The sequence below is a fragment of the Shewanella sp. SR44-3 genome (assembly GCF_014163735.1).
Lineage (GTDB): Bacteria > Pseudomonadota > Gammaproteobacteria > Enterobacterales > Shewanellaceae > Shewanella.
The window spans coordinates 186,382-210,744 of the sequence record NZ_JACJDV010000001.1 but is presented as its reverse complement, the minus strand read 5'-3'; the positions used below and the strand labels follow the sequence as shown (position 1 = coordinate 210,744).

Below are 24,363 nucleotides of genomic sequence, written 5' to 3'. Positions count from 1 at the left end.
AGGACGTTTAGATGTCAGAAGAAAGAGAACAAGAAGAAACAAAACTTAAACGCATCACCATTAAAACCGAAACAGGCAGTAAATGGTTTGATGAACCTGAAAAGTTACTCGCTTGGGTTCAACAACAACGACAACTTTATGCTTTTGATAGAAATATTGCTCAACGCTATCAAATGCAACAGCTGTTCAGCATATTCGATGAGAGTTGGAATAATCTACAACAACAAATTACCAATGGTTTACAGCGATTTAAGCATGAACCGTTCAATTATAACGCCCGTGTAGAGCAATTTAGCCAGTCATTTACCAATTACTTAAATAGCAAGGGGCTTTACACTGAAGAAGCGACATTTAACGGATTTATTCAACGACAAAAGAATAAAAGCACAGAGTATGGTTTAGCCGCTATTGCTGTCGCGTTTGATATTAATGTTTCCCAAATTGACCGAAACATGTATCAAGGCCTGCTAGAAGCGGATGCTTACTTTTCCGGGAGTGAAGGCAGGATTGACGACGAGACAGAGTCGCTAGAACAATTAAAGCATCGTTGGGATGATGAGTTCACTAACAATAGAGATAATTGGGTTACTGAATATCAAATAAAAATTGACGAAGCAACTCGCCAGAACTTAACTGTTGATGGTTTGATCACTGATTGGCAAGACCAAACAGATACGCAAACTGCCGATTTGGAAACCCATAAAAATCAATTTAAAACAAAGTTCGATGATGAACTTGTAAAGGCAAAGACAGATTTAGAAAACCTCACAAAAACCTATGACGATAAGCTCGCTTTGCATGCTGCTGTGAGGTATTGGGGCATTCAACAAAAAAGTAACCGTAATAAAGCAATCGGCTTTGGTATTGTAATGTTATTGATGATTATCGCTGTTGTTACAACGCTAATATACTTTGTTGATAATCACTTAAACACAACGATTAAAGATGTCGCACTTAATAAGCTGATAACTGTTGCCGTTATTACTACATTTGGTATTTGGTTAATTAAAGTTGCAGCCAATATCTTTATGTCTCACCTACATCTCACTACCGATGCCCAAGAGCGCAGAACGATGATCCATACTTACCTTGCACTCACTCGTAAAGGACAAGGGCCTAAAGAAGAAGACCGCCAGCTTATACTGCAAACCTTATTCAGACCAAGTACAACCGATATGGTGAAAAACGACCAAGGGCCAACTCAACTTGTTGACTTAATTAACCGCTTATCACCAAAGCAGTAAAGGATTTTATTATGTCAAAGTCAAAAATAACAACGCTAGATAACTTAGCCAGAACGCGTTTATCAAAGCATTTTTTCTTACGTGATTTTCTGTTTTCCGAAACTGCCGCTGTTCATGGCATTAATAACATTCCAGATGATATCGAATTGGCAGTAGCAGCAGGTACGCAGCTTTGTGAAAAAGTGCTTGAGCCTATTCAAGAGGTATGGGGGCGTATTCATATTCGTTCTGCTTTTAGAAGATGTGAAGTAAACCAGTTGGGTAATGAACTAGGTGCTAATTGCGCGAGCAATGAAAAGAACTATGCTGGCCATATTTGGGATAGGCGAGATGAAAATGGCAATATGGGCGCAACAGCGTGTATCGTTATCCCTTCGTATCTTGATTATTTTGAGAAAACAGGTGATTGGACGTCATTAGCATGGTGGATTCACGCCCATATTCCAGCCTATAAGCATATGTACTTTTTCCCGAATTTATGTGCGTTTAATATTTCATGGTATGAAGACGAAAGCGCTCCTAAAAGCATTAGTTCGTATATTACCGACCCCAACACAGGACATAAAAAACGTATCTTAACCGCTGGGATAGAAAGTGACTATTACCAAGCTATTGCACTTGAGAAACGTTATAAGGCCTGTGAGAAAATCTTAACAACGAAGGAAGGTTTTTAATGGCAAATGGTAATACTGAGTACCCAAATATCGAAAAATGCTCTGCGACCGATGACTTTAAGGTATTTGTTAATAGAAAAGGGTTAGATAAGGCGGTATTAGATGCTGCAATTAACGTTATTCATCAAGCCAACTTTGATTTATGGAATGTGAGTCGTGGGCATACAAAGCTTCATTTTGGCCGAAAAAGCATTGATGAAACAAATGGTAAGGTTGTTGGTGACTTTCGCTTTATCAATAACGAATTAGTAGTTTGCTTTTCGAGTAAATATGAACGTAACAACGCTAAGCGCATTGAACTAACCAATAATCTTGCAGAAAACCAAAAACAGATAGAAGCAGAGTTAAATAGTCAGTCGGCAGTTTTTGAGAAAAATGCTTTGTACGGTAAAGGTCGTTGGCCTATCGACTACGGTGATGCCTCTGCTAACGTAAACCCTAGAGTTTGGAAGGTTTCTCACAGCCCATCAACATTCAAAAAAGAAGAACTTGATTGGCTAGAGCAAAATCATATTATTACTGTACATGAAAATACGGGTAATGGTAGCGCTAGCGCATTTAAGGAAATTAGTGAGGGAGATGTTGTATCGCTGAGTTACGGTGGCAAGGTATATCAGGTAGTTAGAGTTACGTCGGATGTCCAATATTTTGAGGGGCCATATTTCGATAATGAATGGATGATGCGTAAGTACGAGATTATTAAGCAATTAGATAAACCTATACAGTATCAGGGTAACCCTAAAAGGTGGTCGCCAAGCTTTAACGGCACAAGCTGGGAAGTACCTAAAAAAGAATTCTGGATGTTTGAAGAGGAAGTTCTTAAGCCATACTACGAACTTACATTTGAAGACTTGGGCTTCGATACTCGCCAAATAACTAAGCCTGAAAATAACAGTAGTAATGGATCTGTGGAAACAATGAATAGAGTACCTCTTAATCAGATTTTATATGGTCCACCGGGCACAGGTAAAACATATCACTCAATTCAAGCAGCGGTAAAAGCGGCTGAACCTAAAATGTTTAGTGCTCTTGGTATAGATGAAAGTTCAAGTGCAACACCAGATCAGCGAGCCGAATTAACTCGCCTTTACAAGGAACTTTATGACGCAGGACGTATAAAGTTTGTTACTTTTCATCAAAGTTATGGCTACGAGGAGTTCGTTGAGGGTTTAAGCGCTAAAACTGAGGGTGACCAGCTTAGTTACTTTGAAAAAGATGGTGTGTTTAAACAGATTTGTAAAGTTGCAAAGCGCAATGTAGAAGACAGTCAAAAATCAACCGCAAAATTAAAAGATGAAAGTAAGTTCAACCAAGCACTAGAAGCTTTCAAGTTATCAATGTTTGACGAAGCTGATGCCTACCCATTGACAGAGTCTTGCTCGCTTATTGCCATTGAAGAGGATGGCTTTAGATATGGTGGTAATTGGAATAATACGTCAAAAATGAAATATGATGATTTAAGGTCGCTATACCTTGAAGGGGTAGATAGCAGACAAGGCATTAAAAAATCAGATAATGTTTCAGGGCTAGCCAAGCAGCATGCATCTTACTATATTCGCGCACTAGATGCTGTTAAGGCTTGTATCTCGGAAGAAACTAGCGCAGTTGTTACTAATAAGCAAAATTACGTCTTGATAATCGATGAAATCAATAGGGGAAATATATCAAAGATTTTTGGTGAGCTAATTACATTGATTGAACCATCGAAGCGTTTGGGTGGTGAAGAGGTTATAGAAGTATCCTTGCCATACACTGGTGATAGGTTCTCTGTACCGGATAACCTTTATATAATCGGCACCATGAATACTGCTGATAGGTCGTTAGCACTTATGGACACAGCTCTTCGCCGCCGTTTCGATTTTGTCGAAATGATGCCTGATTACAATGTATTACATAACGAAGAAGGCTTGCCATTCAAACTTGCAAATGAAGGTTTTGAAATAGATTTAGCGCGTTTACTTGAAACAATGAATAAACGAATTTCAGCGTTATATGACAGGGAACATCAGCTAGGTCATGCGTTTTTAATGCCTGTTGTGAAAGTTATTGCTGCTGATAAAATTGATGAGCCACTTCATGAGCTTAGAAACTGTTTTCAGAATAAGATAATTCCATTACTCGCTGAGTACTTTTTTGAAGATTGGCAAAAGATACGTTTAGTGCTGGGTGATAATCAAAAGCCAGAAGCTTATCAGCTTATTAAACAGTCTGATGTCGATTACAGCGCGCTATTTGGTGACAGTGACGAAGTCAGTGACTTGGCTGATGGAGCCCAAGCGTTTAGCCTGATCAGTAATGATTCCAAGCTCTGGCAGAGTGTAAATACATATATTGCCATTTATGATGCTAGCCAATTACCTAAGATTGAGGCTTGATTAGTCAATCATGCTGAAGGGATTAAAGCAGCCAAAGAAGACCAATATTACTGTATTTGAATATGGTCTTTTAAGTGCAAGCGACAAAGCAGCTAAAGACGAACGAGTCAACGCGATTACGCAGCACGCTTTTGAATATTTAAAAAAGTGCTGTTTATGTGATGTTTCTGAGTCTCGATTTTTAAAATTAACAATTGCACACGGCATGGAAGTGCTGCAAGTGCAAAATTATGCTGGCGTTATACTGTGCCCAGATGGCACTCAGATTGAAGTGCTACCTAAGGTTGCCAAACACAGTGACATGAGCCCTATGGGTGATAAGCTTAGCAGTGATAACAATTGCCGTGATAGCAATTACTGCGATAACAAAGGCAGTGAAGAGCGGGCTAGGCTTTCATTGTTGATGATGCTGAAATCACTTAAGCAGTTTCGCCACATTGAAACTGAAGTGGCCAGCATCAAAAAGCAAAAAATGCCCTTAATGGAAATTTTTATTGCGCAGTTTTTAACTGCAGTGAACCATTTAATCAAAAAGGGCATTAAAAGTGACTATGTGAGAGAGCAAAGCAATAGCCCATTTTTAAAGGGTAAGTTGTTACATAGCCAACAGCTAAAACATAATTTTATCAACCGCCATAAATTTTATGTTGAGTATGATGCCTACCTTATGGATAGAGCTGAAAACCGCCTTATCCACTCAGCCTTAGGCAAGGTTGCCGGATATACCCAAGTGACTAAGAGTAAAAAGCTGGTTCAGGAGCTATTATTTGCTTTTGATGAGGTGCCGTTAAGCACCAATTATAAAGATGACTTTTCTCGTATCAAGCTGCAGCGGGGAATGCAGCATTATGATGTGCCGTTAAGTTGGGCAAGATTAATATTGCAAGGTTACTCTCCGCAATCAATGCTAGGCGAAAACAACGCTTATTCGCTGCTATTTCCAATGGAAGCCGTGTTTGAAAGCTTTGTTGCCCAATATTTGAGGAAGAAAGTCCAATACCCCTCTACGCTGTCTGCTCAAGTTCAATCTACGTCTTTAGTCACTTATGATGCAAAAAATTATTTCCACTTACGGCCAGATTTGCTTATAACAACCCCAGATCTAGGTTCGATTGTGCTTGATACTAAGTGGAAATTAATTGATATGGCTAAACCCAAAGGGAAAAACAAATTTGGACTGTCACAGTCAGACTTTTATCAAATGCTAGGTTATGGTCACAAATACTTACATGCCGAAGGTGAATTAGTATTGATATACCCTAAAACCAGTAGCTTTAACGCACCTTTCGAGCATAGTTTTAATTATGATACCGCAGGGAAGTTGAGGTTGTGGGTTATTCCTTTTGATATCAGTCACGATGCTAAAGACAGAATTAATCATCATATACTAGGTTTAAATCATGATTAACAAATTTCAAATGCAATTTAGTGTGTCAAATGCACTCAATAAATGGCTTAAGGCCGACTTACCTCGCTTACCTAATAAAGAGGGCCAACGAGTCGGGGTGCATAGCTTAACATCAGATGAGCAAACGTTTTGCTGGCAATTAAACATTATCGATAATGGCCCCGCTGTATATAGAGAGAGGGCTCGGCATAAAACCATTATTGCCTGTGAAGCAAACAGCCGCTTTATTGTGTTTATTCCAGTTGATACCAAGCTAACGCTGGATGAATTAGCAGCACGCTTACAAATGCAGTGGCAATATTCATTAGCAGAAACCTTGCAGCAACTGCGCGCCATACCAAGTAGTGATATTGCTATGTTATTAAGTGAGCTAGCTGAACTGCACATGGATACTCATTGGGTTAAAAATACCGATTTAAGCATTAGCGGCCATATTAGTGATGCCGCACTTTGGGTTAGCCAAGCGTTGGCGGAGCAGGGGCTTAATGAGCTGCCTTCTGATCTGTGCACCGATTTAGCGATTCATCTCAATACTCAAAAAAAGCGAGCAAATAATCAAACACAAAAATTTATGCCAATAGTAAAGATGATGGATTATTGTCAGGGGATATTGCTGGAGCCGCAATCCTTACCAGCAAAGCCAGATTTAGCATCTGCTACTAATACGGCTGCAGAGAGTGCGGCTGCAGAGAGTGCGGCTGCAGAGAGTGCGGCGGCTAATAGTACTCTTGTTGGCGGCAATATAGTTCAACTGAGTGATTACAGAAAGTAATAATAATTACCTATTATTAAAATTAACTACCTTCAATATTTAATGCGTTTAAGTGGGTTTGTCATAAGTAATTGAAATATTTAGAGTTTAATCGATGGCGCTGTTAGCGCAGTTTTGGCTCGGTTCTGGCATTAGCAGTCATACATTTATTGAAAAGGTATGAACAATGTCCAAGCTGTTGTTACTGTTAGCCCTGTTAGTGGTGATCTTAATCATCAACGCCATCGCCTTGCTAGTATACCTTGCCAAAGGCGACACCTATGAAGTGCCAGTTAGCAAAAACATTGCTAACCAAGATACTAAGCTTAAACAGCAACAACAGTTAAAGGATTAATATGACTCGCTTAGGATTAGCATTCATAAAGGCTGACAAGCCGAACCCCATAAAAGGGATATGCTGTGTATTCTGCAGTATTTGTCATGATTATTTAGCTTTGCTATCAAAAAAATTTGAGTTCAGCAAAGCTTCATGCTTGAATACAAGTCTCTGAAACAAGGATGTTTTTATGCCACTAGATCTTTCTAATACCTTAGTCGTTGGTATTTCAGCCACGGCCTTATTCGATATGGCGGAATCTGACCAAATTTTCAGAGAAACCTTTAAATCAGATCCTGGTACTGCCATTGAAAAATACCGCGAGTTTATGCTGGCACACGAAGATGAGCCGCTAAAACCTGGGACCGTTTACCCTCTGATCAAAGCTTTACTTGGCCTTAATCAATATCAGCAGGGCAATAGCCCGCTTGTTGAAGTTGTGGTGATGTCACAAAACAGCCCAGATACCGGTCTTCGGGTGCTTAATACTATTCGCCACGACAAGCTCAACATTACTCGTTCAGCCTTTACCGCGGGTGAAACCGTTGCCGATTATCTCGATGCCTTTGATGTGGATTTGTTTCTCACCACCAATGTTAAAGATGCTCAGCAGGTGATTGATTCCAAGAACTGCGCCGCGGCAATATTAAAAGCACCGCCAACGGATGCACCGGAAATACCCGAGGGTCAGGTCCGCATCGCCTTCGATGGTGATGCAGTATTGTTTTCTGATGAAAGTGAATTGGTTTACAAAACCCAAGGCATGGAAGCCTTTCATGCCGAAGAAGATGCAAAACAAAATATCCCAATGGCAGAGGGCCCTTACGCCAGTTTATTGCATAAGTTGTCTCGCTTGCAGGACAGATTACCCATTCGCGTTGAATACTCACCGATCCGCATCGCATTAGTCACAGCTCGTAATAGTCCATCAGAGATGCGAGTAATTAAAACCTTAAGGCATTGGGGCGTGTATGTTGATGAGGCTTTTTTCTTAGGAGGAGTAGAGAAGACTAAAGTGTTAAAAGCCTTTCGGCCTCACATCTTCTTCGATGATCAGGACGTGCACCTTGATGCAGCCGCAAATTTAGTTCCATCCGGAAAAGTCCCATATTTAAGTAGCTCAGAGTTATCAAAGCCAATAGTGGCAAATAAAATTGATGACATAAATGATTAGAAATCACAATCAATTATATGGTTAGCGATTCACAAAAAAAGTGTTGCAACATAAACATAACATCAATAGTTAGAGATATTTAGATAAGGACATTACCTTGACTGATTCATTAAAAATTTTTCGCCAATCTTTAAGCGAAGCCCGTGAACTGGCTGATTGTTATGATGTGTTTAATAGCCACCCAGAACTGTCTACTCCATCTTCATTAAAAAAAGCCTGCCTTATTTTAACGCTGACCGCATGGGAAACCTATATAGAGGATGTCGTTACTGAGCTGTTTGATAGTAAATTTAGTTTACTTAAAGGTTCTAAATTAGGCGTGTTTGCAGCAAAGCAGCTAAACGAGCGCTTGAAGTTTTTCCACAATCCAAATTCACAAAAAACAAAACATCTATTTGAAGAGTTCTTTGATATCGATGTCACCGAGCATTGGCAATGGAATAATGTTATGCCAAAAGATGCCAGAGAACAGTTAAACCGTTGGATTAGTAAACGAGGTGAGGCCGTGCACAGAGCTGGAGGGGATATGAATCAACCTCAAATAATCAAGAAAGATGAACTCGCTAAGTGTTTACGTTTTTTTGATGAGCTGGCCAAAGCCACTGATCACGTACTAGAACAAATTTAACAGAGTCTATCTAGATATATACTACTGTAAGAAATGGTACATCCGAGTGGACTCGCGCCTTAGACCCCTACCGCCGCCGTTAATAAAGAGAAGGTAGTGCGATGCTTTATTCTCTTAACGATACGCAACTGTAAATTTCAGGGACAAAAAAACCAGCTTATGCTGGCCGATACTTTATTCTTTTAACTTTAGGCATCAGTGAATTGTAGGCACAAAAAAAAACAACTTTCGTTGGCCAGTGATTCTTCACATCATATATCACTAGAGAAATGGTACACCCGAGTGGATTGGAGTCTTATACCCCTACCGCCGCCGTTAATAAAGAGAGGGTAGTGCTCTGCTTGTTTTAGGGTAACTATTCCACTGGACTAGGGTTAGAGTACAATTTTAAGGTACAAAAAAACCAACTTTCGTTGGCCTCAATTAGTCATTCAATCATTTACTAGCATGAGAAATGGTACACCCGAGTGGACTCGAACCACCGACCCCTACCATGTCAAGGTAGTGCTCTAACCAGCTGAGCTACGGGTGTATACAATTATCTCTATTAAAACTTCACTTTTTATAGTGGTACACCCGAGTGGACTTCTCTCTATTAGAGAATACCGACCCCTACCGCCAGCTTACAAATGAGTAGGTAGTGCTACTCTTTATTACCAACTGAGCTACGGGTGTATATTATCTAACTTTTAGCATTTTTTCAGTGGTTTTAACCACCGACCTCTACCGCCGCCGTTAACAAAGAGAGGGTAGTGTGATGCTTTATTCTAATTCCACATCTTAAAAGAAATGGTACACCCGAGTGGACTCGAACCACCGACCCCTACCATGTCAAGGTAGTGCTCTAACCAGCTGAGCTACGGGTGTATACAATTATCTCTATTAAAACTTCACTTTTTATACTCTGTGAAAGAGTGGTACAGCCGAGTGGACTTCTCTTTGTTAGAGAATACCGACCCTTACCGTTAGCTTTCAAATGAGCAGGTAGTGCTACTCTTTATTACCAGCTGAGCTACGGGTGTATTGTTTACGTTTCAATGTTTAAACCCTTTGAGAAGAGTGCTTCACCCGAGTGGACTTCTCTTTGTTTAGAGAAGTCCGCCCCTACCGCCAGCTTACAAATGAGTAGGTAGTGCTACTCTTCATCAACTGAGCTATTTAGGCGTATCGTTTTTAACAAATTGAGTTTGCGTCAAAGCGGTCGCTATAGTAAGGGTGATAGCCTGTTTGTTGCAAGTAAAAAAATGCTTTTTATTGCCAAATGGCGATTTGATGCGCAAATCGCATTAAGGATGAGCAAATGTGCCATTTGTTTTTGCCTTTCTCTTTGATAGAAAAGTCATTTTAATCGATTGCTTTTATCCAGAATGTGCACGTTATTCATCTTTTATGCTCGCCATGTCAGCATCCTTATTGCGAGCGTGGCTTAGTCTCAGTCTATTTCAACAAAGATGATGCCTTTCTTTTGAATGTACCTTAAGCGTATCGCAAACAGTATTGCTGCTGAGGTGAGTCCGGCGATTAAGCCTATCCAAAAACCGTGAGCGCCCATGGCGGGGACAATTAAGTCTGTGTAGGCCAGTGAATATCCCAATGTCATACCAATAAACCAGTAGGATACCAGGGTGATATAAAAAGCGCTGCGGGTGTCTTTGTAACCACGCAGAGCACCTGCTGCAACGACTTGGATTGAATCCGATATTTGGTACACGGCGGCTAAAAACATTAAGCTGCCCGCTAGAGTGACGACTTCTGGATTATCGTTATACAAAAGGGCGATTTCTTGTCTTAAACTGACTGTCAGCATGGCGGTAATGAAGGCAAGACTCAGTGATAAGGCGAGGCCCACTTTTGCCACTAAAGCTGCAATTTCAGTTTGCTCGCGTCCGAGGTAGTAACCAATGCGAATAGACACGGCAATACCGATAGACAATGGCAACATAAATACAATGGATGAAAAGTTTAACGCGATTTGATGGCTGGCAACCACGTTAGCGCCAAGCGGGGCGAGTAATAAGGCGATGATGGCAAATAGGCTCACTTCAAAAAACAGCGCCATGGCAATGGGGAACCCTAGCTTGGTCATGCTCCACATGCTGCTAAGTTTTGGTGCATAAAAGTGCTTAAAAGGCGCAAGTTCAATGAATTTCTTGTCTACTAACATGTAAATCACCATGGCGATAAACATGGCCCAGAACACCATCGCCGTCGCCACGCCGCAACCTGCGCCGCCCATGGCTGGCATGCCAAATTCACCGTAAATAAAGATGTAGTTGGCGGGAATGTTTACCCCAAGGCCAATAAAGCCAATCACCATAGTGGGCATGGTATAAGAAATGCCTTCACTGCAGCCCCTAAGGACTTGGTACATGATAAATGCTGGCACGCCCCATAAGAAACCATCAATATAGCCTACGGTAAGGCTATGCAATTTAGGCTCTAAATCCATAAATTGTAATAAATATCCAGAAGAGGCAAGAAATGCCATAACCCCTAGCGCACCAATCAATGCTATGTAACCAGCTTGATATAAGACTTTAGGGATAGCTTGCTGGTTGTCGGCGCCGTGATGCTGTGAAAACACCGGCGTAAATGCCATTAATAGTCCTTGGACAAATAAAATCGCAGGTAGCCACAAGCTGGTGCCTACTGCAACGGCTGCCATATCGACAGCGCTGACGCGGCCAGCCATAACCGTATCGATAAAGCCCATCATGGTTTGCGTCACTTGTGCGATAAGCACTGGCAACGCCAATTGAATTAAGCGTTTAACTTGAAAACCTGTATCATTCATCGAAAATAACCTTAACGCGTGGAGAGATTATGTTTACCGGTATCGTGCAGGCCAAATGTGAGCTGCTTAACATAGAGGAAAGCCCGGGACTAAAAACCTTTGAAGTCGCGATGACGCAGGCCTTAGTTCAGGGCTTAGTTCCCGGGGCGAGTGTTGCTAATAACGGTGTGTGCCTGACAGTCACCAAGGTGTTAAATGATAAGGTGTTCTTTGATGTAATGGAAGAAACATTAACCTTGACCAATTTAGCCCATTTAAGCGTCAGTGATAATATTAATATTGAGCGCTCGTTAACCTTCGGCAGTGAAATTGGCGGCCATATTTTATCGGGCCACGTGCATTGCCAGGCTCGAGTGAGCGCAATCAGTCACACGGATACTCATTACAATATTGAAGTCAGTCTAGACGCTAAATGGATGAACTATATCTTTTATAAAGGTTTTGTAGGTGTTAATGGCTGCAGCTTAACAGTAGGCGCGGTGAATAAGACCGGCTTTATATTGCACCTCATTCCAGAAACCTTGGCGTTAACTAATTTAAGTGAATTAGTCGTGGGAGATTTTATTAATATCGAAATAGACAGCCAGACCCAAGTTATCGTTGATACCGTTGAGCGAGTGCTCGCCCAGCGAGGCCTTGTCTGAGTACCTACTTAGTCAATAGATGTTTTTGCTGCTACCCATGTTCTTATGACTTATAAGTAAGGTTATGAATTTATTTGTTTAAAAAATTCGTGTTTAAATAGATGCGTGATGAGTCAGTAAATTTGTTCATCATCGGCATCGATATAAAGCTGGGCGCACTTACGCGATTCATCTAGATGCAGCCGCATGTGAATGGGATTACAGCAAATACGGCAGTCATAGTAGTCATCTTGATCGCCACCACTGGCGTCAATATCAACATTCTGGCTATGCCCGCAATAAGGGCAGCTAATGGCGCGGTTGAGTAATTGCATTTATTCACTCCCTAAGGCTTCCATTTAGTGCCATCGCATAATTATAGAGCATCAAAACAGTGAGGGTTTAGCCCTGGATGACTCTTGCGTGTGGTGACATAAATCTACTAGAATGGCTTTCTCTATGCTTAGAGGCCAAATTGGGTAACTAAGACTCTTGTACTGTCTTGATTTCAATAGGGCAAATATTGATGGGTGAGGGCTTCAGCACACTCAAAATAATCGAATTACATACTTAATTTTACATAAACCAAGTGGCCCTACGTGTGGGTCACCACTGGAAAGGACACTTCATGCCTATTATTACCTTGCCTGATGGCAGCAAACGCGAGTTTGCCAATCCCGTTTCAACCTTAGATGTCGCTTTAGATATTGGCCCAGGTCTTGCGAAAGCCTGTATAGCCGGTCGCGTTAATGGCGAGCTTAAAGATGCTGGCGATATCATCAGCACAGATTCGGATTTATCTATCATCACGGCAAAAGACGATGAGGGTGTTGAAATCCTTCGTCATTCTTGTGCGCATCTATTAGGTCACGCGATTAAGCAAATGTGGCCAGAAACCAAGATGGCTATTGGTCCTGTTATCGATAATGGTTTTTACTATGACATCGATTTGGATCACAAGCTGACCCAAGAAGACATCGAAGCGTTAGAGAAGCGCATGATGGATTTGGCTAAGACAAATTACGACGTAGTAAAGCGCGTAGTGTCTTGGCAAGAAGCTCGCGACGCCTTTAGCGAGCGCGGTGAAGAATACAAAATTGCCATTCTTGATGAAAACATCAGTAAAGATGCGACCCCAGCACTTTATCATCATGAAGAATACACTGATATGTGCCGCGGCCCCCATGTGCCTAACATGCGTTTTTGCCAGAACTTTAAGTTGATGAGTGTCGCCGGTGCCTATTGGCGCGGTAATTCAGACAACAAGATGCTGCAACGTATTTATGGTACAGCGTGGGCAGATAAAAAAGCCCTTAAGACGCACTTAACCCGTCTTGAAGAAGCGGCAAAGCGCGATCATCGTAAAATTGGCAAACAGCTTGACCTTTACCATATGCAAGAAGAAGCACCAGGTATGGTGTTCTGGCATAACGATGGTTGGAGTCTGTATTTAGAACTTGAAAAATTTATTCGTCAAAAGCTAGGTCAATACACTTATCAAGAAGTGAAGGGCCCACTCATGATGGATCGCGCCTTGTGGGAGCGCAGCGGTCACTGGGATAAATACTCAGATGCTATGTTTACCACCAACAGCGAAAACCGTGAATACGCGATTAAGCCGATGAACTGCCCAGGCCATGTGCAAATCTTTAACCAAGGCCTTAAGTCATACCGCGACTTACCGTTACGCATGGCAGAGTTTGGTTGCTGTCATCGTAATGAGCCATCGGGTTCATTACATGGCTTGATGCGCGTACGCGGCTTTACTCAAGACGATGCGCACATTTTCTGTACCGACAACCAAGTTCAAAAAGAAGTCAGCGATTGTATTCAAATGGTGTATGACACCTATGCGACATTCGGCTTCGAAAATATCGTAGTCAAGCTTTCAACTCGTCCAGAAAAACGCATCGGCGACGATGATATGTGGGACAGGGCTGAAGAAGCACTGAAGCAAGCGCTTAATGCTAATAACATCGAATTTGAAATCCTTCCTGGCGAAGGTGCCTTCTATGGTCCTAAAATTGAGTTCACTTTGCATGACTGTTTAGACAGAGCATGGCAGTGCGGCACAGTGCAATTAGACTATGCATTGCCGAGCCGTTTAGGGGCAACTTACGTGGCTGAAGACAACACTCGTCAGACGCCTGTGATGATCCATAGAGCTATTTTAGGCTCGTTAGAGCGTTTCTTAGGGATATTAATCGAAGAATACGCAGGTAAATTCCCAACTTGGCTGGCTCCTATGCAAGTTGTTGTAATGAATATTACTGACAAACAGGCTGATTACGTTCAAGATGTTGTAAAAATCTTCAAAGAACAAGGCATTCGTGCATCTTTTGACTTGAGGAATGAGAAAATAGGCTTTAAAATACGTGAACACACACTCAGACGTGTACCTTATTTATTGGTCGTTGGTGATCAAGAGATGGAAAATAAGGAAGTTGCGGTCCGAACTCGTGATGGTATCGATTTAGGCAAAATGAGCATTGAAGATTTTGCTAAAAAGATCCACAAAGATATTTCGAGCCGTAGTCTAAAATTGTTGGAGGAATAGGTCATAAAGATCAAAAGAGCAGCAGGGCGACAACCAGCCCCGAATAGAATCAATGACGAAATCACAGGCGTACTAGAAGTACGTTTGTCAGACATTGAAGGCGAGCCAGTTGGTGTAGTTAGCATCAAGGAAGCACAGAATTTAGCAGATGAAGCAGGGGTTGACCTTGTTGAAATCAGCCCAAATGCTGAGCCACCTGTTTGTCGCATAATGGACTACGGTAAGTTCCTTTTCGATAAGGCGAAAGCTCAGAAGGAACAAAAGAAGAAGCAAAAACAGGTCCAGGTTAAGGAAATTAAATTCCGTCCTGGCACTGATGAAAACGACTATCAGGTAAAACTACGCAACCTGATTCGTTTTCTGGAAGATGGGGACAAAGCGAAGATTACGCTGCGTTTCCGTGGTCGCGAAATGGCACACCAAAACCTAGGTATGGATCTTTTGAACCGTATCAAGGCTGATTTGGAAGAGTATGCGGTTGTTGAATCTTTCCCGAAAATGGAAGGTAGACAAGCAATTATGGTGCTAGCACCTAAAAAGAAATAGTAGGGCAACCCTAAAAGTAGCAAAAGTCTCTTGAGGCTTTTACTCGCCTTACGTTTATTAATATCCCAATGCGGAGTTTTAGAAATGCCTAAAATGAAAACAGACAAGGGTGTACAAAAGCGTTTTAAGAAAACCGCTAATGGTTTCAAACGCAAACAAGCACACTTACGTCACATTTTGACCAAGAAAAGCACTAAGCGTAAGCGTCACTTACGTGCTAAATGTTTAGTTGCTAAGTCTGATGTGCCAGCAATTGCACGTCAACTACCATACGCTTAATTAAAGGAGAGATGAACAATGCCTAGAGTTAAGCGTGGTGTAACCGCTCGTGCTCGTCACAAGAAAGTACTTAAATTAGCTAAAGGTTATTATGGCGCTCGTAGCCGTACTTACCGTGTTGCTGTTCAAGCAGTAACTAAAGCTGGTCAATATGCTTACCGTGACCGTCGTCAGAAGAAACGTCAATTCCGTCAATTATGGATTGCACGTATCAATGCAGCGGCTCGTCAAAATGGTCTGTCTTACAGCCGTTTCATCAACGGTCTGAAGAAAGCGTCTATCGAAATCGATCGTAAGATTTTGGCTGACATCGCTGTTTTCGACAAAGTTGTATTTGCAACATTAGTTGAAAAAGCAAAAGCAGCATTAAACTAATTTATTAGTTAAGCTCAAAAAAAGGAACCCCAGGGTTCCTTTTTTAATGTCTGAAATTTAAGTTTTGCTATCTAAAGAGTTGTAGCATTAAACCGGGCTATTCCCTAACCATGGCTGATGAAGCTTGGCTCATTTTTAGTCTGATGATTCTCGTGGCTAATGCTGGCAGCGACTTGCGTCATGGCCTGGGTCAGTTGGCTTAATTGCGCTGAACTGATGCTGTAGGGCGGCATGATGTATATCAAGTTACTGAAGGGGCGCACCCAGACGCCTAAATCCACGAAAGCCTGCTGGAGCTTGGCGGTATTGACTTGATGATTCATTTCTATCACTCCAACGGCGCCTAATACTCGTACATCTTTGACTTGTTCATACTCGATGGCATCAGCAAGCTCTAATCTGAGCTGGGCCTCAATGGCGGCGACTTGCTTGGGCCAGTGGTTTTGCTTAATTAAGGTTAAGCTTGCTGCCGCCGCGGCGCAGGCCAGCGGATTGCCCATAAAGGTGGGGCCGTGCATAAATACCCCAGCAGGTGAGTCACAGATCCCTTGGGCGACCTCATCCGTGCATAGGGTGGCAGCAAGGCTGATATACCCCCCGGTTAAGGCTTTACCTAGACAGAGAATATCGGCTTGAATATCGGCATGCTCATAGGCAAATAACTTGCCAGTACGGCCAAAGCCTGTGGCAATTTCATCTAAAATCAGTAGCACATCGAATTGAGTACACAAGGTTCGAAGGGCTGTTAAATAAGCGGGGGAGTAGAAGCGCATGCCACCAGCCCCTTGCATTATCGGCTCAATGATCACGGCGGCGACTTGGGCGTGGTGTTGCTCAAATTGTGCCCTTAAGACTTGTTCATCCTCAAGGCTAAAGGGGGCATCAAAGCCCAATCTTGGCGCCGGCATAAACAGCTGCTGGGTGACATTGGCGCCAAACATAGTATGCATGCCGCCGTCGGGATCGCAGACACTCATGGCGGCGAAGGTATCACCGTGGTAGCCGGATTTCACCGTCATAATGCGCTGTTTGTCTTGGCGTTGTCGCCCTTGCCAATATTGCAGCGCCATTTTTATGGCCACTTCCACGGCAATGGAGCCAGAATCGGCGAGAAATACCTTGCTAAGGGCTGGGCTTGTCATTTCAATCAGCAGCTTGGCTACATCGATAGCGGGCTGATGAGTGATACCACCAAACATCACATGGCTGAGAGTACGCAATTGCTGCTCCATGGCCGCGAGAATATCGGGGTGGCCATAACCATGAACGCAGGCCCACCAAGAGCTAGTGCCGTCGATGAGCACAGTGCCATCTTCTAAGGTTAGCTCGCAGCCTTGACCGCTGACCACGGCTTGTACTGGCAGGGGAGAGGCCATCGAAGTATAAGGGTGCCAAATATGGGCACTGTCGAAGGCAAGGTCGAGTTTGAGATCACTGGCTTTAGATTTGTTCATATTTTAACCGCTAGTCAAGTTTGGAATCTGGTCTGCGTTGACAGTCTAAGGCCTCAAGGTATGCTAGCCAACATAAAAACACATTAAAAGGGTTGTCCATGTCGTTGTTTGAAGTCCGCCATGATTGGAAAAAAGCTGAAATCGAAGCCTTATTTGCTCTGCCTATGAACGATTTGTTGTTTAAGGCGCACACCATTCATCGTGAAAGCTTCGATCCAAACGAAGTGCAGATCAGTCGTTTATTGTCTATCAAGACGGGCGCTTGCCCTGAAGATTGTAAGTACTGCCCACAAAGTGCTCGCTATGATACGGGTCTTGAGAAAGAGCGTTTACTGGAAATTGAAAAAGTACTTACCGAAGCAAAAAGTGCCAAAGCGGCGGGGGCTTCACGTTTCTGCATGGGCGCAGCTTGGCGTAATCCTCGTGATAGAGATATGCCCTATTTGACTCAAATGGTTAAAGATGTCAAAGCCTTAGGGCTGGAGACTTGTATGACCCTAGGCATGTTGTCCACAGAGCAATCTCAAAAACTTGCGGGCGCTGGGCTTGATTATTACAACCATAATTTAGACACCTCGCCAGAGTATTATGGCGACGTTATCACCACCCGTACTTATCAGAGCCGTTTAGATACCTTATCTAATGTGCGCGCCTCTGGCATGAAAGTCTGCTCTGGCGGCATTGTTGGTATGGGCGAGAAGGCAAGCGACAGGGCGGGGTTACTGCAGCAGCTCGCCAATCTTGAACAGCACCCAGATTCAGTACCCATTAACATGCTGGTCAAAGTGGCGGGGACGCCGTTTGAGAAAATCGATGATTTAGATCCGCTGGAATTTGTGCGCACTATCGCTGTGGCACGGATCATCATGCCAAAATCACGGGTGCGCTTATCGGCAGGGCGTGAAAACATGAGCGATGAACTGCAATCCATGTGTTTTTTTGCCGGCGCGAATTCGATTTTCTACGGTTGCAAACTACTGACCACAGCGAATCCGGAAGAAAACGATGATATGAGCCTGTTTAAGCGTTTAGGTCTGCGTCCAGAGCAAGGTCCTGCAGCCCCTGTCGCCCATGAGGCAAACAGTCTGGAAGAAGAACAAGCCCTACTGAAAAAAGCCAGTGCCTTAAATGAGAAAGCGACTCAGCAGTTTTATGATGCGGGCGCACTTTAATATAACTTAAGGCATGTAGGCGGTTCATTGATAGTTATGCTAAGACTTGAGCATGGCCATAGCGGTATCGTTTTAGGATAAAAGGTTAACAGTCATGAGCCATCCTCTGATGGATAAAATGCGCCTGCAAATGCAAGGTCTTGAACAGCAAGGCCTGTTACGTAAACGCAGACTTGCTAATAGCAATCACGCTATCGATTTTAGCCATAATGACTACCTTGGGCTTGCATCAAGTGAGGCACAAGCTAATGCCCTCTATGAAGGCGCACTGCACTATGGGGTTGGCAGCAAGGCATCACCTTTGGTGAGTGGCTACTCAAAAGCCCATGTTGAGCTTGAGCAAAGCTTGTGTCAGTACACTGGCCATGAAGCGGCGATGTTGTTTTGCTCAGGTTTTAGCGCTAACAGTGCTTTGATGAGCGCCTTATTTAACCAAGATGACGTGGTTATCGCCGATAAATACGTCCATGCCTCCATTATTACTGGAATTCAATCAAGCAATGCGAAACTGGCGCGCTTTATTCACAATGATTTAGCCAGCGCGGCTGCTCAAATAGCTCGCTATCCTCGCTCAACCATAGTCACAGAAAGTATTTTCAGTATGGACGGGGATATCGCCCCCATTGATGCGTTATCGACCCTTGCTAAGGCACAGGGAAGTCTGCTTATTGTGGATGATGCCCACGGATTTGGGGTATTGCCCCAAGGCGTAATCAGTGCAGAGAAGGTCGATATTCAAATCGTCACCTTCGGCAAAGCCCTCGGCTGCCAAGGCGCAGCAATCCTTGCTTCACAAACCGTGATTGATTTTTTAGTGGCTAATTCACGGCATTACATTTATTCCACCGCTTTGTCACCTGCTTGTGCGCATCTTGCCTTAAATGCCATTAACTTGTGCCAACAGCCTGCAGCAAGATCAAAGTTAATGGCCAATATTTTACTGTTTCGAACACAAGCCAAGGCGCAGGGCATAAACCTAAGTGAGATGGCTGACTCTGAAACCGCTGACAGTGGAATGAACAGCCTTGAGCTAGTAAGCAGCCTTGAGCCTGCTGAAATGAACAGCCATGAGCGAGTCATAAATAGCCCCATTCAGCCAATCATTACGGGTAGTAATGAACGCACTATGGCCATCGCTAGTACCTTAGCTGATAAGGGGTTTATCGTAGGGGCTATTCGCTCACCTACAGTGCCTTTTGGTCAAGCAAGGCTTAGGATCACCCTAAGCGCACTGCACAGTAGCGAGCAAATCATCTCATTGGTTAACGCCCTAAAGTGCGCCTTAGAGGATACGCCGTGATGACGGTTAAACCAGGTGTTGCAGTTATGGGTGATTCAGCTGTTCCTTTACAAGCTAGCTCACAAGTCTGCGGGCAAGCCAGTTCACAGGCTTTGCCCCATATTGAGTGTTTTTCAAAGGCCGCTAAGCACTATAAACAGCATGATGTGCTGCAGCGATTAACCGCAATTCGCTTACAAAAAAACGCGAATTTATCAGGCCGTTTGTTGGATGTGGGCGCCGGTCCTGGGACCTGCTTTGCAGCATTTAGTGATATAAAACAAGTCATCGCCTTGGATATCGCTCAAGGGATGTTAGAGACTTTAAGTGCGCGTTTTAAGGATTATCACACAGTGTGCTGCGATGTGCAGCGTATAACACTCGATGATGATGCTGTTGACAGTCTCTATTCAAACTTAGCATTGCAGTGGTGCACGGACTTACCGCGCGCCGCAGCGGAACTTGCCCGTGTGTCGGTTCGCGGCGCTGAGTGTCATCTCAGCATAGTGGCGGCAGGCAGTTTACCTGAGCTTGAGGCCCTAGGTTTTAGAACTAATAGCTTCATGAGCTTAGCTGAAATCATTAAGGCTGTTACTGGCATTAATCAAACAGAAAATGATCGCGTTAAGCAATCTCAATCCCATGATTTAACGGCAAAGACTTGGCAAGTGCTAGATGCGAGTATTGAACAAACCCAAGTCTATTTCAATGATTTACGCAGCATGCTGTATTCCATTAAAGGAGTTGGCGCATCAGCCCAAAGCAAGCTTGCTAGCCACACCTTACCAGGAGAGACTACTCGAGCTGATTTGCTATTAAACTCCACAGCAGTAATGTCTAAAAGCCAATGGCAGCGTAGACTTAAACTTGCTGAAACCATGCGCACAGAACAAGGCTTACCTCTGACTTACCAGATTGCCTATTTGAGGCTTAAATTAGCCTAGCAGGCAGAATAATTGGGATCACCACATGGTATTTTTCGTAACAGGTACAGACACAGACTGCGGTAAAACTTTAGTGTCCGCCGCATTGTTATCATTAGCAAGTGGCCAAAAAACCGGGCTTAAACCTATAGCCTCTGGCTGCATGCAAACCGCCGATGGACTTAGAAACTCAGATGCACTGCAGTTAATGGCTCAATCAAACATGGGGCTCAGTTATGAGGAGATTAATCCCATCGCTTTTGAACCCGCCATAGCCCCTCATATAGCGGCAAAACACGCTGGTATCAGCCTTACGCTTGATGCCATTGATGCAGCTATGCCATGGACACAGCTTAAGGGTGCTGATTTTGCTTTGATTGAAGGCGCAGGAGGCTGGCGTTTACCTTTAGGAGAAGGGCGCTATTTGTCAGAACTTGCTCAGCACTGGAATACCAAGGTGCAACAGGATCAAAATGGGCTTGGGATCATCCTTGTGGTGGGCATGAAGCTGGGGTGTTTGAACCATGCCTTACTCACCCAGGAGGCGATTCTCAATGATGGGCTTAAGATTGTCGGCTGGGTGGCTAATCAAGTGGATAAAGATATGGCTTGTATCCATGATAACCTTGATAGCCTTCAGCAGGTGATGCAAGGTGAATTTTTAGGTTATGTGCCATTTCTCTATGAACCAAATCCTCAAACTGCCGGCCTTTACTTAAATTTTGATGCCCTAGGTAATCTGCAGTTCCTTTAAAATACTTTATAACGATTATTGCCTTATACAGCCAAAAATGAGCACCTAACTGCCATCTGCTGAGTGAATTTGAAACTGTAGCACTCATCCCTCATAGGATATCCCTCATTAAAATATCATCTTTGTCGACAATCTTCCGGTAATTTATTGACCATTGGCATAAATGGCGCTACATTGTCGACAACCTTGTTAATATATTGCTTATCAAATGACATTCCATTCACAAGCACCGATCACAACAGCAGATAAAACCTTTATTCTTCTTCGAGATGATATTGTCGAAGGACGTATTCTGGCTGGCGCTAAGCTCAGCGAGACTGAGTTGTCGACAAAATACGGTGTCAGCCGCGCCGTGATCCGTGAAGCCATTAATCGTTTAGAGTCGTGCCACATCGTTGAGCGTAAAGCCAATGTGGGCGCTAGGGTGGTGGCCTTAACCTCCGAAGGGTTGGCGCAGCTCTATGAAGTGCGTGAATCCTTAGAAGGCATGGCAGCAAGGCTTGCGGCTAAAAACATGACCTTAGAAGAAATCAATGAATTGAGCGCTTTATTAACTCGCCATTTTGATGAAGTCAAAGGCGGCGAGTCCTATTACCAAGAAGCGGGAGACGTGGACTTTCATTATCGCATTATCCTAGGCAGTAAGAATAAACACCTGATTGCACTGCTATTTGATGGCATTTATCACCTAGTGCGCATGTATCGGGTGCAACTTGGGATGGCGGGGCCGCGAGTGACCACCGCATTTGATGAGCACAAACATATAGTGCAGGCCATTAGTAACCGCGATGAAGAATTAGCCGAAATTTTGATGCGGCGCCACATAATGTATTCAAAACACAATATTGAAACCAAGTTGGCATAAGCCAGCATGACATTTATATACACCAGACTGATGAGGGAACACCATGAGCGCAGGTAAAAAATTCCGTCAGGCATTAGCCGACAATAAGCCACTGCAAATTTTAGGCACCATCAATGCGTACAGCGCGATTATGGCGAAAAAAGTGGGCCATAAAGCCATTTATTTAAGTGGTGGCGGCGTGGCTAACGCTTCATACGGTTTGCCTGATCTTGGCATGACCTCCCTTAACGATGTGTTAGTGGATGTGCAGCGCATCACTGCAGCCTGCGATTTACCATTATTGGTGGATATCGACACAGGTTGGGGCGGCGCGTTTAATATCGCTAAAACCGTGCGCGACATGGAAAAAGCGGGCGCTGCGGCGGTGCACATGGAAGATCAAGTGGCGCAAAAGCGTTGCGGTCACAGACCTAATAAAGAAATCGTTTCAGTAGAGGAAATGGTTGACCGCATTAAGGCGGCCGTGGATGCGCGCACAGATCCTGATTTTTTCATCATGGCGCGCACTGACGCCTTCGCTCAAGAAGGATTGGAGGCCGCCATTGCCCGTGCTAAAGCCTATGTGGCAGCTGGCGCCGACGGTATTTTTGCCGAAGCCATTAAAACAGAAGCTCATTATCGCGCCTTTGCTGAAGCCTTAGATGTGCCGATTTTGGCGAACATTACCGAGTTTGGCCAAACTGAGCTTTGGAACAAAAAAGAGTTGGGCGAGTGGGGCGTAAGCATGGTGCTTTATCCTTTGAGTGCGTTTCGCGCCATGAACAAGGCGGCAGAAATGGTGTATCAGTCTATTCTTGAGCAGGGCGATCAAAAAGCCGTGGTCGACAGCATGCAGACCCGCATGGACTTGTACGATTATTTGGGCTATCACGAGTACGAACAAAAGTTAGACAGCTTGTTTGCTGAAGGAAAAAATAAGTAAATCATTAGCTTAAGCAAAGATTGAAAGATAAATAATAAGAATCAACATTCACCCTACACGTCGCGGCCACTTAAGTGGCCGTGATCTAAAAAAAGGAAGCTATCATGGTAGATAAAAAATTAGCGGGCGCAGGTCTTCGTGGTCAAAGCGCAGGGGAAACGGCCTTGTGCACTGTGGGCAAATCAGGTTCAGGCCTTACTTATTGCGGTTATGACGTGGCAGATTTAGCCGATAACGCGACGTTTGAAGAAGTGGCCTACTTGCTGTTCAATGGCGAGCTACCAACAAAAGCCCAGCTTGATGTTTACCAGAGCGAATTAACCGCCATGCGCGACTTGCCTGATGCACTTAAGCAAGTGCTTAAGCTTATTCCAGCTTCAGCCCATCCAATGGATGTGATGCGCACCGCTTGCTCCTTTTTAGGTAATATCGAACCAGAAACGGATTTTAGTGCCCAGACAAAAGCGGCTAACCGTTTATTGGCGGCGTTCCCTGCCATCATGTGTTATTGGTACCGTTTCAGCCATGAAGGCGTAGACATCGAGTGCACCACAGATGAGGCCTCTATCGGTGGTCACTTCCTAAAGCTGCTTAACGGTAAGACACCTTCTGATCAGCACAGACGTGTCATGGACGTGTCATTAATTTTGTATGCAGAGCATGAATTTAACGCATCAACCTTCACCGCTCGTGTGTGTGCATCGACGTTATCTGACATGTTCTCATGCGTCACTGGCGCTATCGGCTCACTTCGCGGTCCACTCCATGGCGGCGCAAACGAAGCGGCGATGGAGATGATCCAAAAATTCAGCTCGCCAGAAGATGCCAAAGTACAAATGGCGGCCATGCTTGAGCGTAAAGAGAAAATCATGGGCTTTGGTCATGCGATTTATCGAGATTCGGATCCCCGCAACGTCATCATCAAAGCCTGGTCTGAAAAGCTGGCTAAAGAAAATGGCGATACCTCACTGTATGACATTTCGGTTGCCTGTGAAGAATTTATGTGGGACACCAAGAAACTCTTCTGTAACGCCGATTTCTTCCACGCCTCTGCGTATCACTTTATGGGCATTCCCACCAAGTTATTTACCCCCATTTTTGTATGTTCACGGGTAACAGGTTGGGCGGCCCACGTGATGGAGCAGCGCAGCAATAACCGCATTATCCGTCCAAGTGCCGATTACACGGGCCCAGAGCCGCGTAAAGTGGCGCCTATCGCACAGAGATAG

The 24,363-nt window shown here is 43.8% G+C and carries 23 protein-coding genes and 3 tRNA genes; 20 read left to right on the top strand and 6 right to left on the bottom strand.

Going from position 1 to position 24,363, the window contains the following annotated elements:
* The first annotated feature begins 11 nt into the window (after nucleotides 1–11).
* From H5073_RS00880 to H5073_RS00845, 8 genes are all read left to right on the top strand, one after another.
* Nucleotides 12–1,244, top strand: coding sequence for a DUF6161 domain-containing protein (locus H5073_RS00880; protein WP_182676219.1), 1,233 nt, complete (start codon nucleotides 12–14; stop codon nucleotides 1,242–1,244).
* 11 nt (nucleotides 1,245–1,255) lie between these two features.
* Nucleotides 1,256–1,918, top strand: a complete 663-nt coding sequence (locus tag H5073_RS00875; protein ID WP_182676218.1) for a peptidase M15 — start codon at nucleotides 1,256–1,258, stop codon at nucleotides 1,916–1,918.
* Entirely contained in the window at nucleotides 1,918–4,293 is a 2,376-nt protein-coding gene (locus H5073_RS18315) for an McrB family protein (RefSeq protein ID WP_182676217.1), read from the top strand. The genes H5073_RS00875 and H5073_RS18315 overlap by 1 nt, the downstream gene beginning before the upstream one ends.
* Nucleotides 4,294–4,303: 10 nt before the next feature.
* Entirely contained in the window at nucleotides 4,304–5,701 is a 1,398-nt protein-coding gene (locus H5073_RS00865) for an McrC family protein (RefSeq protein ID WP_182676216.1), read from the top strand.
* Nucleotides 5,694–6,473 carry an amino acid adenylation gene (locus tag H5073_RS00860; RefSeq protein ID WP_182676215.1) on the top strand — a complete coding sequence of 260 codons (780 nt, stop codon included), beginning with the start codon at nucleotides 5,694–5,696 and terminating at the stop codon, nucleotides 6,471–6,473. The genes H5073_RS00865 and H5073_RS00860 overlap by 8 nt, the downstream gene beginning before the upstream one ends.
* 166 nt (nucleotides 6,474–6,639) lie before the next feature.
* Nucleotides 6,640–6,807: a hypothetical protein gene (locus H5073_RS00855; protein ID WP_182676214.1), complete on the top strand. Its 168-nt coding sequence runs from the start codon at nucleotides 6,640–6,642 to the stop codon at nucleotides 6,805–6,807.
* 172 nt (nucleotides 6,808–6,979) lie between these two features.
* The gene (locus H5073_RS00850) at nucleotides 6,980–7,963 is read left to right on the top strand and encodes a 5'-nucleotidase (RefSeq protein ID WP_182676213.1); all 984 of its coding nucleotides are present in this window, start codon (nucleotides 6,980–6,982) and stop codon (nucleotides 7,961–7,963) included.
* A gap of 97 nt (nucleotides 7,964–8,060) precedes the next feature.
* Nucleotides 8,061–8,591: a HEPN domain-containing protein gene (locus H5073_RS00845; protein WP_182676212.1), complete on the top strand. Its 531-nt coding sequence runs from the start codon at nucleotides 8,061–8,063 to the stop codon at nucleotides 8,589–8,591.
* Nucleotides 8,592–9,046: 455 nt separating this feature from the next.
* Here the strand turns inward: H5073_RS00845 and H5073_RS00840 are convergent.
* The 4 genes from H5073_RS00840 to H5073_RS00825 all read right to left on the bottom strand — a co-directional run bounded on the left by H5073_RS00840 (nucleotide 9,047) and on the right by H5073_RS00825 (nucleotide 11,385).
* A tRNA-Val gene (locus tag H5073_RS00840) sits at nucleotides 9,047–9,123 on the bottom strand.
* Between the two features lie 36 nt (nucleotides 9,124–9,159).
* Nucleotides 9,160–9,266 (bottom strand) — tRNA-OTHER (locus tag H5073_RS00835).
* 115 nt (nucleotides 9,267–9,381) lie between these two features.
* Nucleotides 9,382–9,458 (bottom strand) — tRNA-Val (locus H5073_RS00830).
* Between the two features lie 565 nt (nucleotides 9,459–10,023).
* Nucleotides 10,024–11,385, bottom strand: a complete 1,362-nt coding sequence (locus tag H5073_RS00825; protein ID WP_182676211.1) for an MATE family efflux transporter — start codon at nucleotides 11,383–11,385, stop codon at nucleotides 10,024–10,026.
* Nucleotides 11,386–11,414: 29 nt separating this feature from the next.
* On the opposite strand from H5073_RS00825, the gene H5073_RS00820 reads away from it, so the two are divergent.
* The gene (locus H5073_RS00820) at nucleotides 11,415–12,029 is read left to right on the top strand and encodes a riboflavin synthase subunit alpha (RefSeq protein WP_182676210.1); all 615 of its coding nucleotides are present in this window, start codon (nucleotides 11,415–11,417) and stop codon (nucleotides 12,027–12,029) included.
* Nucleotides 12,030–12,142: 113 nt separating this feature from the next.
* Here H5073_RS00820 and H5073_RS00815 read toward each other — a convergent pair whose 3' ends face one another.
* Nucleotides 12,143–12,343: a CPXCG motif-containing cysteine-rich protein gene (locus H5073_RS00815; protein ID WP_182676209.1), complete on the bottom strand. Its 201-nt coding sequence runs from the start codon at nucleotides 12,341–12,343 to the stop codon at nucleotides 12,143–12,145.
* A 293-nt stretch (nucleotides 12,344–12,636) separates the two neighbouring features.
* Here H5073_RS00815 and thrS point away from each other — a divergent pair, with 293 nt between their 5' ends.
* The 4 genes from thrS to rplT all read left to right on the top strand — a co-directional run bounded on the left by thrS (nucleotide 12,637) and on the right by rplT (nucleotide 15,765).
* Complete coding sequence (thrS, locus tag H5073_RS00810; RefSeq protein ID WP_182676208.1) at nucleotides 12,637–14,565, top strand: threonine--tRNA ligase; 1,929 nt, start codon at nucleotides 12,637–12,639, stop codon at nucleotides 14,563–14,565.
* A gap of 3 nt (nucleotides 14,566–14,568) precedes the next feature.
* A complete protein-coding gene (gene infC / locus H5073_RS00805; protein ID WP_310734215.1) occupies nucleotides 14,569–15,111 on the top strand; it encodes a translation initiation factor IF-3 in 543 nt (180 codons plus the stop codon).
* 84 nt (nucleotides 15,112–15,195) lie between these two features.
* The gene (rpmI, locus tag H5073_RS00800; protein ID WP_011865828.1) at nucleotides 15,196–15,390 is read left to right on the top strand and encodes a 50S ribosomal protein L35; all 195 of its coding nucleotides are present in this window, start codon (nucleotides 15,196–15,198) and stop codon (nucleotides 15,388–15,390) included.
* Between the two features lie 18 nt (nucleotides 15,391–15,408).
* Nucleotides 15,409–15,765, top strand: coding sequence for a 50S ribosomal protein L20 (gene rplT / locus H5073_RS00795; protein WP_182676207.1), 357 nt, complete (start codon nucleotides 15,409–15,411; stop codon nucleotides 15,763–15,765).
* A 104-nt stretch (nucleotides 15,766–15,869) separates the two neighbouring features.
* Here rplT and bioA read toward each other — a convergent pair whose 3' ends face one another.
* Complete coding sequence (gene bioA / locus H5073_RS00790; RefSeq protein ID WP_182676206.1) at nucleotides 15,870–17,219, bottom strand: adenosylmethionine--8-amino-7-oxononanoate transaminase; 1,350 nt, start codon at nucleotides 17,217–17,219, stop codon at nucleotides 15,870–15,872.
* A 98-nt stretch (nucleotides 17,220–17,317) separates the two neighbouring features.
* Between bioA and bioB the strand changes: the two genes are divergently transcribed.
* The 7 genes from bioB (at nucleotide 17,318) to prpC (ending at nucleotide 24,363) form a co-directional block, all read left to right on the top strand.
* Nucleotides 17,318–18,391: a biotin synthase BioB gene (gene bioB, locus H5073_RS00785; RefSeq protein ID WP_182676205.1), complete on the top strand. Its 1,074-nt coding sequence runs from the start codon at nucleotides 17,318–17,320 to the stop codon at nucleotides 18,389–18,391.
* A 94-nt stretch (nucleotides 18,392–18,485) separates the two neighbouring features.
* Nucleotides 18,486–19,691, top strand: coding sequence for an 8-amino-7-oxononanoate synthase (locus H5073_RS00780; protein WP_182676204.1), 1,206 nt, complete (start codon nucleotides 18,486–18,488; stop codon nucleotides 19,689–19,691).
* Complete coding sequence (locus tag H5073_RS00775) at nucleotides 19,691–20,614, top strand: methyltransferase domain-containing protein (protein WP_259394775.1); 924 nt, start codon at nucleotides 19,691–19,693, stop codon at nucleotides 20,612–20,614. The genes H5073_RS00780 and H5073_RS00775 overlap by 1 nt, the downstream gene beginning before the upstream one ends.
* Before the next feature lie 25 nt (nucleotides 20,615–20,639).
* Entirely contained in the window at nucleotides 20,640–21,347 is a 708-nt protein-coding gene (bioD, locus tag H5073_RS00770) for a dethiobiotin synthase (RefSeq protein WP_182676203.1), read from the top strand.
* A gap of 208 nt (nucleotides 21,348–21,555) precedes the next feature.
* The gene (locus H5073_RS00765) at nucleotides 21,556–22,212 is read left to right on the top strand and encodes a GntR family transcriptional regulator (RefSeq protein WP_182676202.1); all 657 of its coding nucleotides are present in this window, start codon (nucleotides 21,556–21,558) and stop codon (nucleotides 22,210–22,212) included.
* Nucleotides 22,213–22,255: 43 nt separating this feature from the next.
* Nucleotides 22,256–23,134: a methylisocitrate lyase gene (prpB, locus tag H5073_RS00760; RefSeq protein ID WP_182676201.1), complete on the top strand. Its 879-nt coding sequence runs from the start codon at nucleotides 22,256–22,258 to the stop codon at nucleotides 23,132–23,134.
* Nucleotides 23,135–23,238: 104 nt separating this feature from the next.
* Nucleotides 23,239–24,363: a 2-methylcitrate synthase gene (prpC, locus tag H5073_RS00755; protein WP_182676200.1), complete on the top strand. Its 1,125-nt coding sequence runs from the start codon at nucleotides 23,239–23,241 to the stop codon at nucleotides 24,361–24,363.

Bases quoted from the DNA above. Each gene is read 5' to 3' on its own strand.
- thrS (WP_182676208.1), top strand. From the start codon at position 12,637: ATGCCTATTATTACCTTGCCTGATGGCAGCAAACGCGAGTTTGCCAAT.
- bioD (WP_182676203.1), top strand. From the start codon at position 20,640: ATGGTATTTTTCGTAACAGGTACAGACACAGACTGCGGTAAAACTTTA.
- prpC (WP_182676200.1), top strand. From the start codon at position 23,239: ATGGTAGATAAAAAATTAGCGGGCGCAGGTCTTCGTGGTCAAAGCGCA.
- prpB (WP_182676201.1), top strand. From the start codon at position 22,256: ATGAGCGCAGGTAAAAAATTCCGTCAGGCATTAGCCGACAATAAGCCA.
- H5073_RS00875 (WP_182676218.1), top strand. From the start codon at position 1,256: ATGTCAAAGTCAAAAATAACAACGCTAGATAACTTAGCCAGAACGCGT.
- H5073_RS00825 (WP_182676211.1), bottom strand. From the start codon at position 11,385: ATGAATGATACAGGTTTTCAAGTTAAACGCTTAATTCAATTGGCGTTG.
- H5073_RS00775 (WP_259394775.1), top strand. From the start codon at position 19,691: ATGACGGTTAAACCAGGTGTTGCAGTTATGGGTGATTCAGCTGTTCCT.
- H5073_RS18315 (WP_182676217.1), top strand. From the start codon at position 1,918: ATGGCAAATGGTAATACTGAGTACCCAAATATCGAAAAATGCTCTGCG.
- H5073_RS00855 (WP_182676214.1), top strand. From the start codon at position 6,640: ATGTCCAAGCTGTTGTTACTGTTAGCCCTGTTAGTGGTGATCTTAATC.
- H5073_RS00765 (WP_182676202.1), top strand. From the start codon at position 21,556: ATGACATTCCATTCACAAGCACCGATCACAACAGCAGATAAAACCTTT.
- H5073_RS00780 (WP_182676204.1), top strand. From the start codon at position 18,486: ATGAGCCATCCTCTGATGGATAAAATGCGCCTGCAAATGCAAGGTCTT.
- H5073_RS00820 (WP_182676210.1), top strand. From the start codon at position 11,415: ATGTTTACCGGTATCGTGCAGGCCAAATGTGAGCTGCTTAACATAGAG.
- rplT (WP_182676207.1), top strand. From the start codon at position 15,409: ATGCCTAGAGTTAAGCGTGGTGTAACCGCTCGTGCTCGTCACAAGAAA.
- H5073_RS00880 (WP_182676219.1), top strand. From the start codon at position 12: ATGTCAGAAGAAAGAGAACAAGAAGAAACAAAACTTAAACGCATCACC.
- H5073_RS00850 (WP_182676213.1), top strand. From the start codon at position 6,980: ATGCCACTAGATCTTTCTAATACCTTAGTCGTTGGTATTTCAGCCACG.
- H5073_RS00865 (WP_182676216.1), top strand. From the start codon at position 4,304: ATGCTGAAGGGATTAAAGCAGCCAAAGAAGACCAATATTACTGTATTT.
- bioA (WP_182676206.1), bottom strand. From the start codon at position 17,219: ATGAACAAATCTAAAGCCAGTGATCTCAAACTCGACCTTGCCTTCGAC.
- bioB (WP_182676205.1), top strand. From the start codon at position 17,318: ATGTCGTTGTTTGAAGTCCGCCATGATTGGAAAAAAGCTGAAATCGAA.
- rpmI (WP_011865828.1), top strand. From the start codon at position 15,196: ATGCCTAAAATGAAAACAGACAAGGGTGTACAAAAGCGTTTTAAGAAA.
- H5073_RS00815 (WP_182676209.1), bottom strand. From the start codon at position 12,343: ATGCAATTACTCAACCGCGCCATTAGCTGCCCTTATTGCGGGCATAGC.
- H5073_RS00860 (WP_182676215.1), top strand. From the start codon at position 5,694: ATGATTAACAAATTTCAAATGCAATTTAGTGTGTCAAATGCACTCAAT.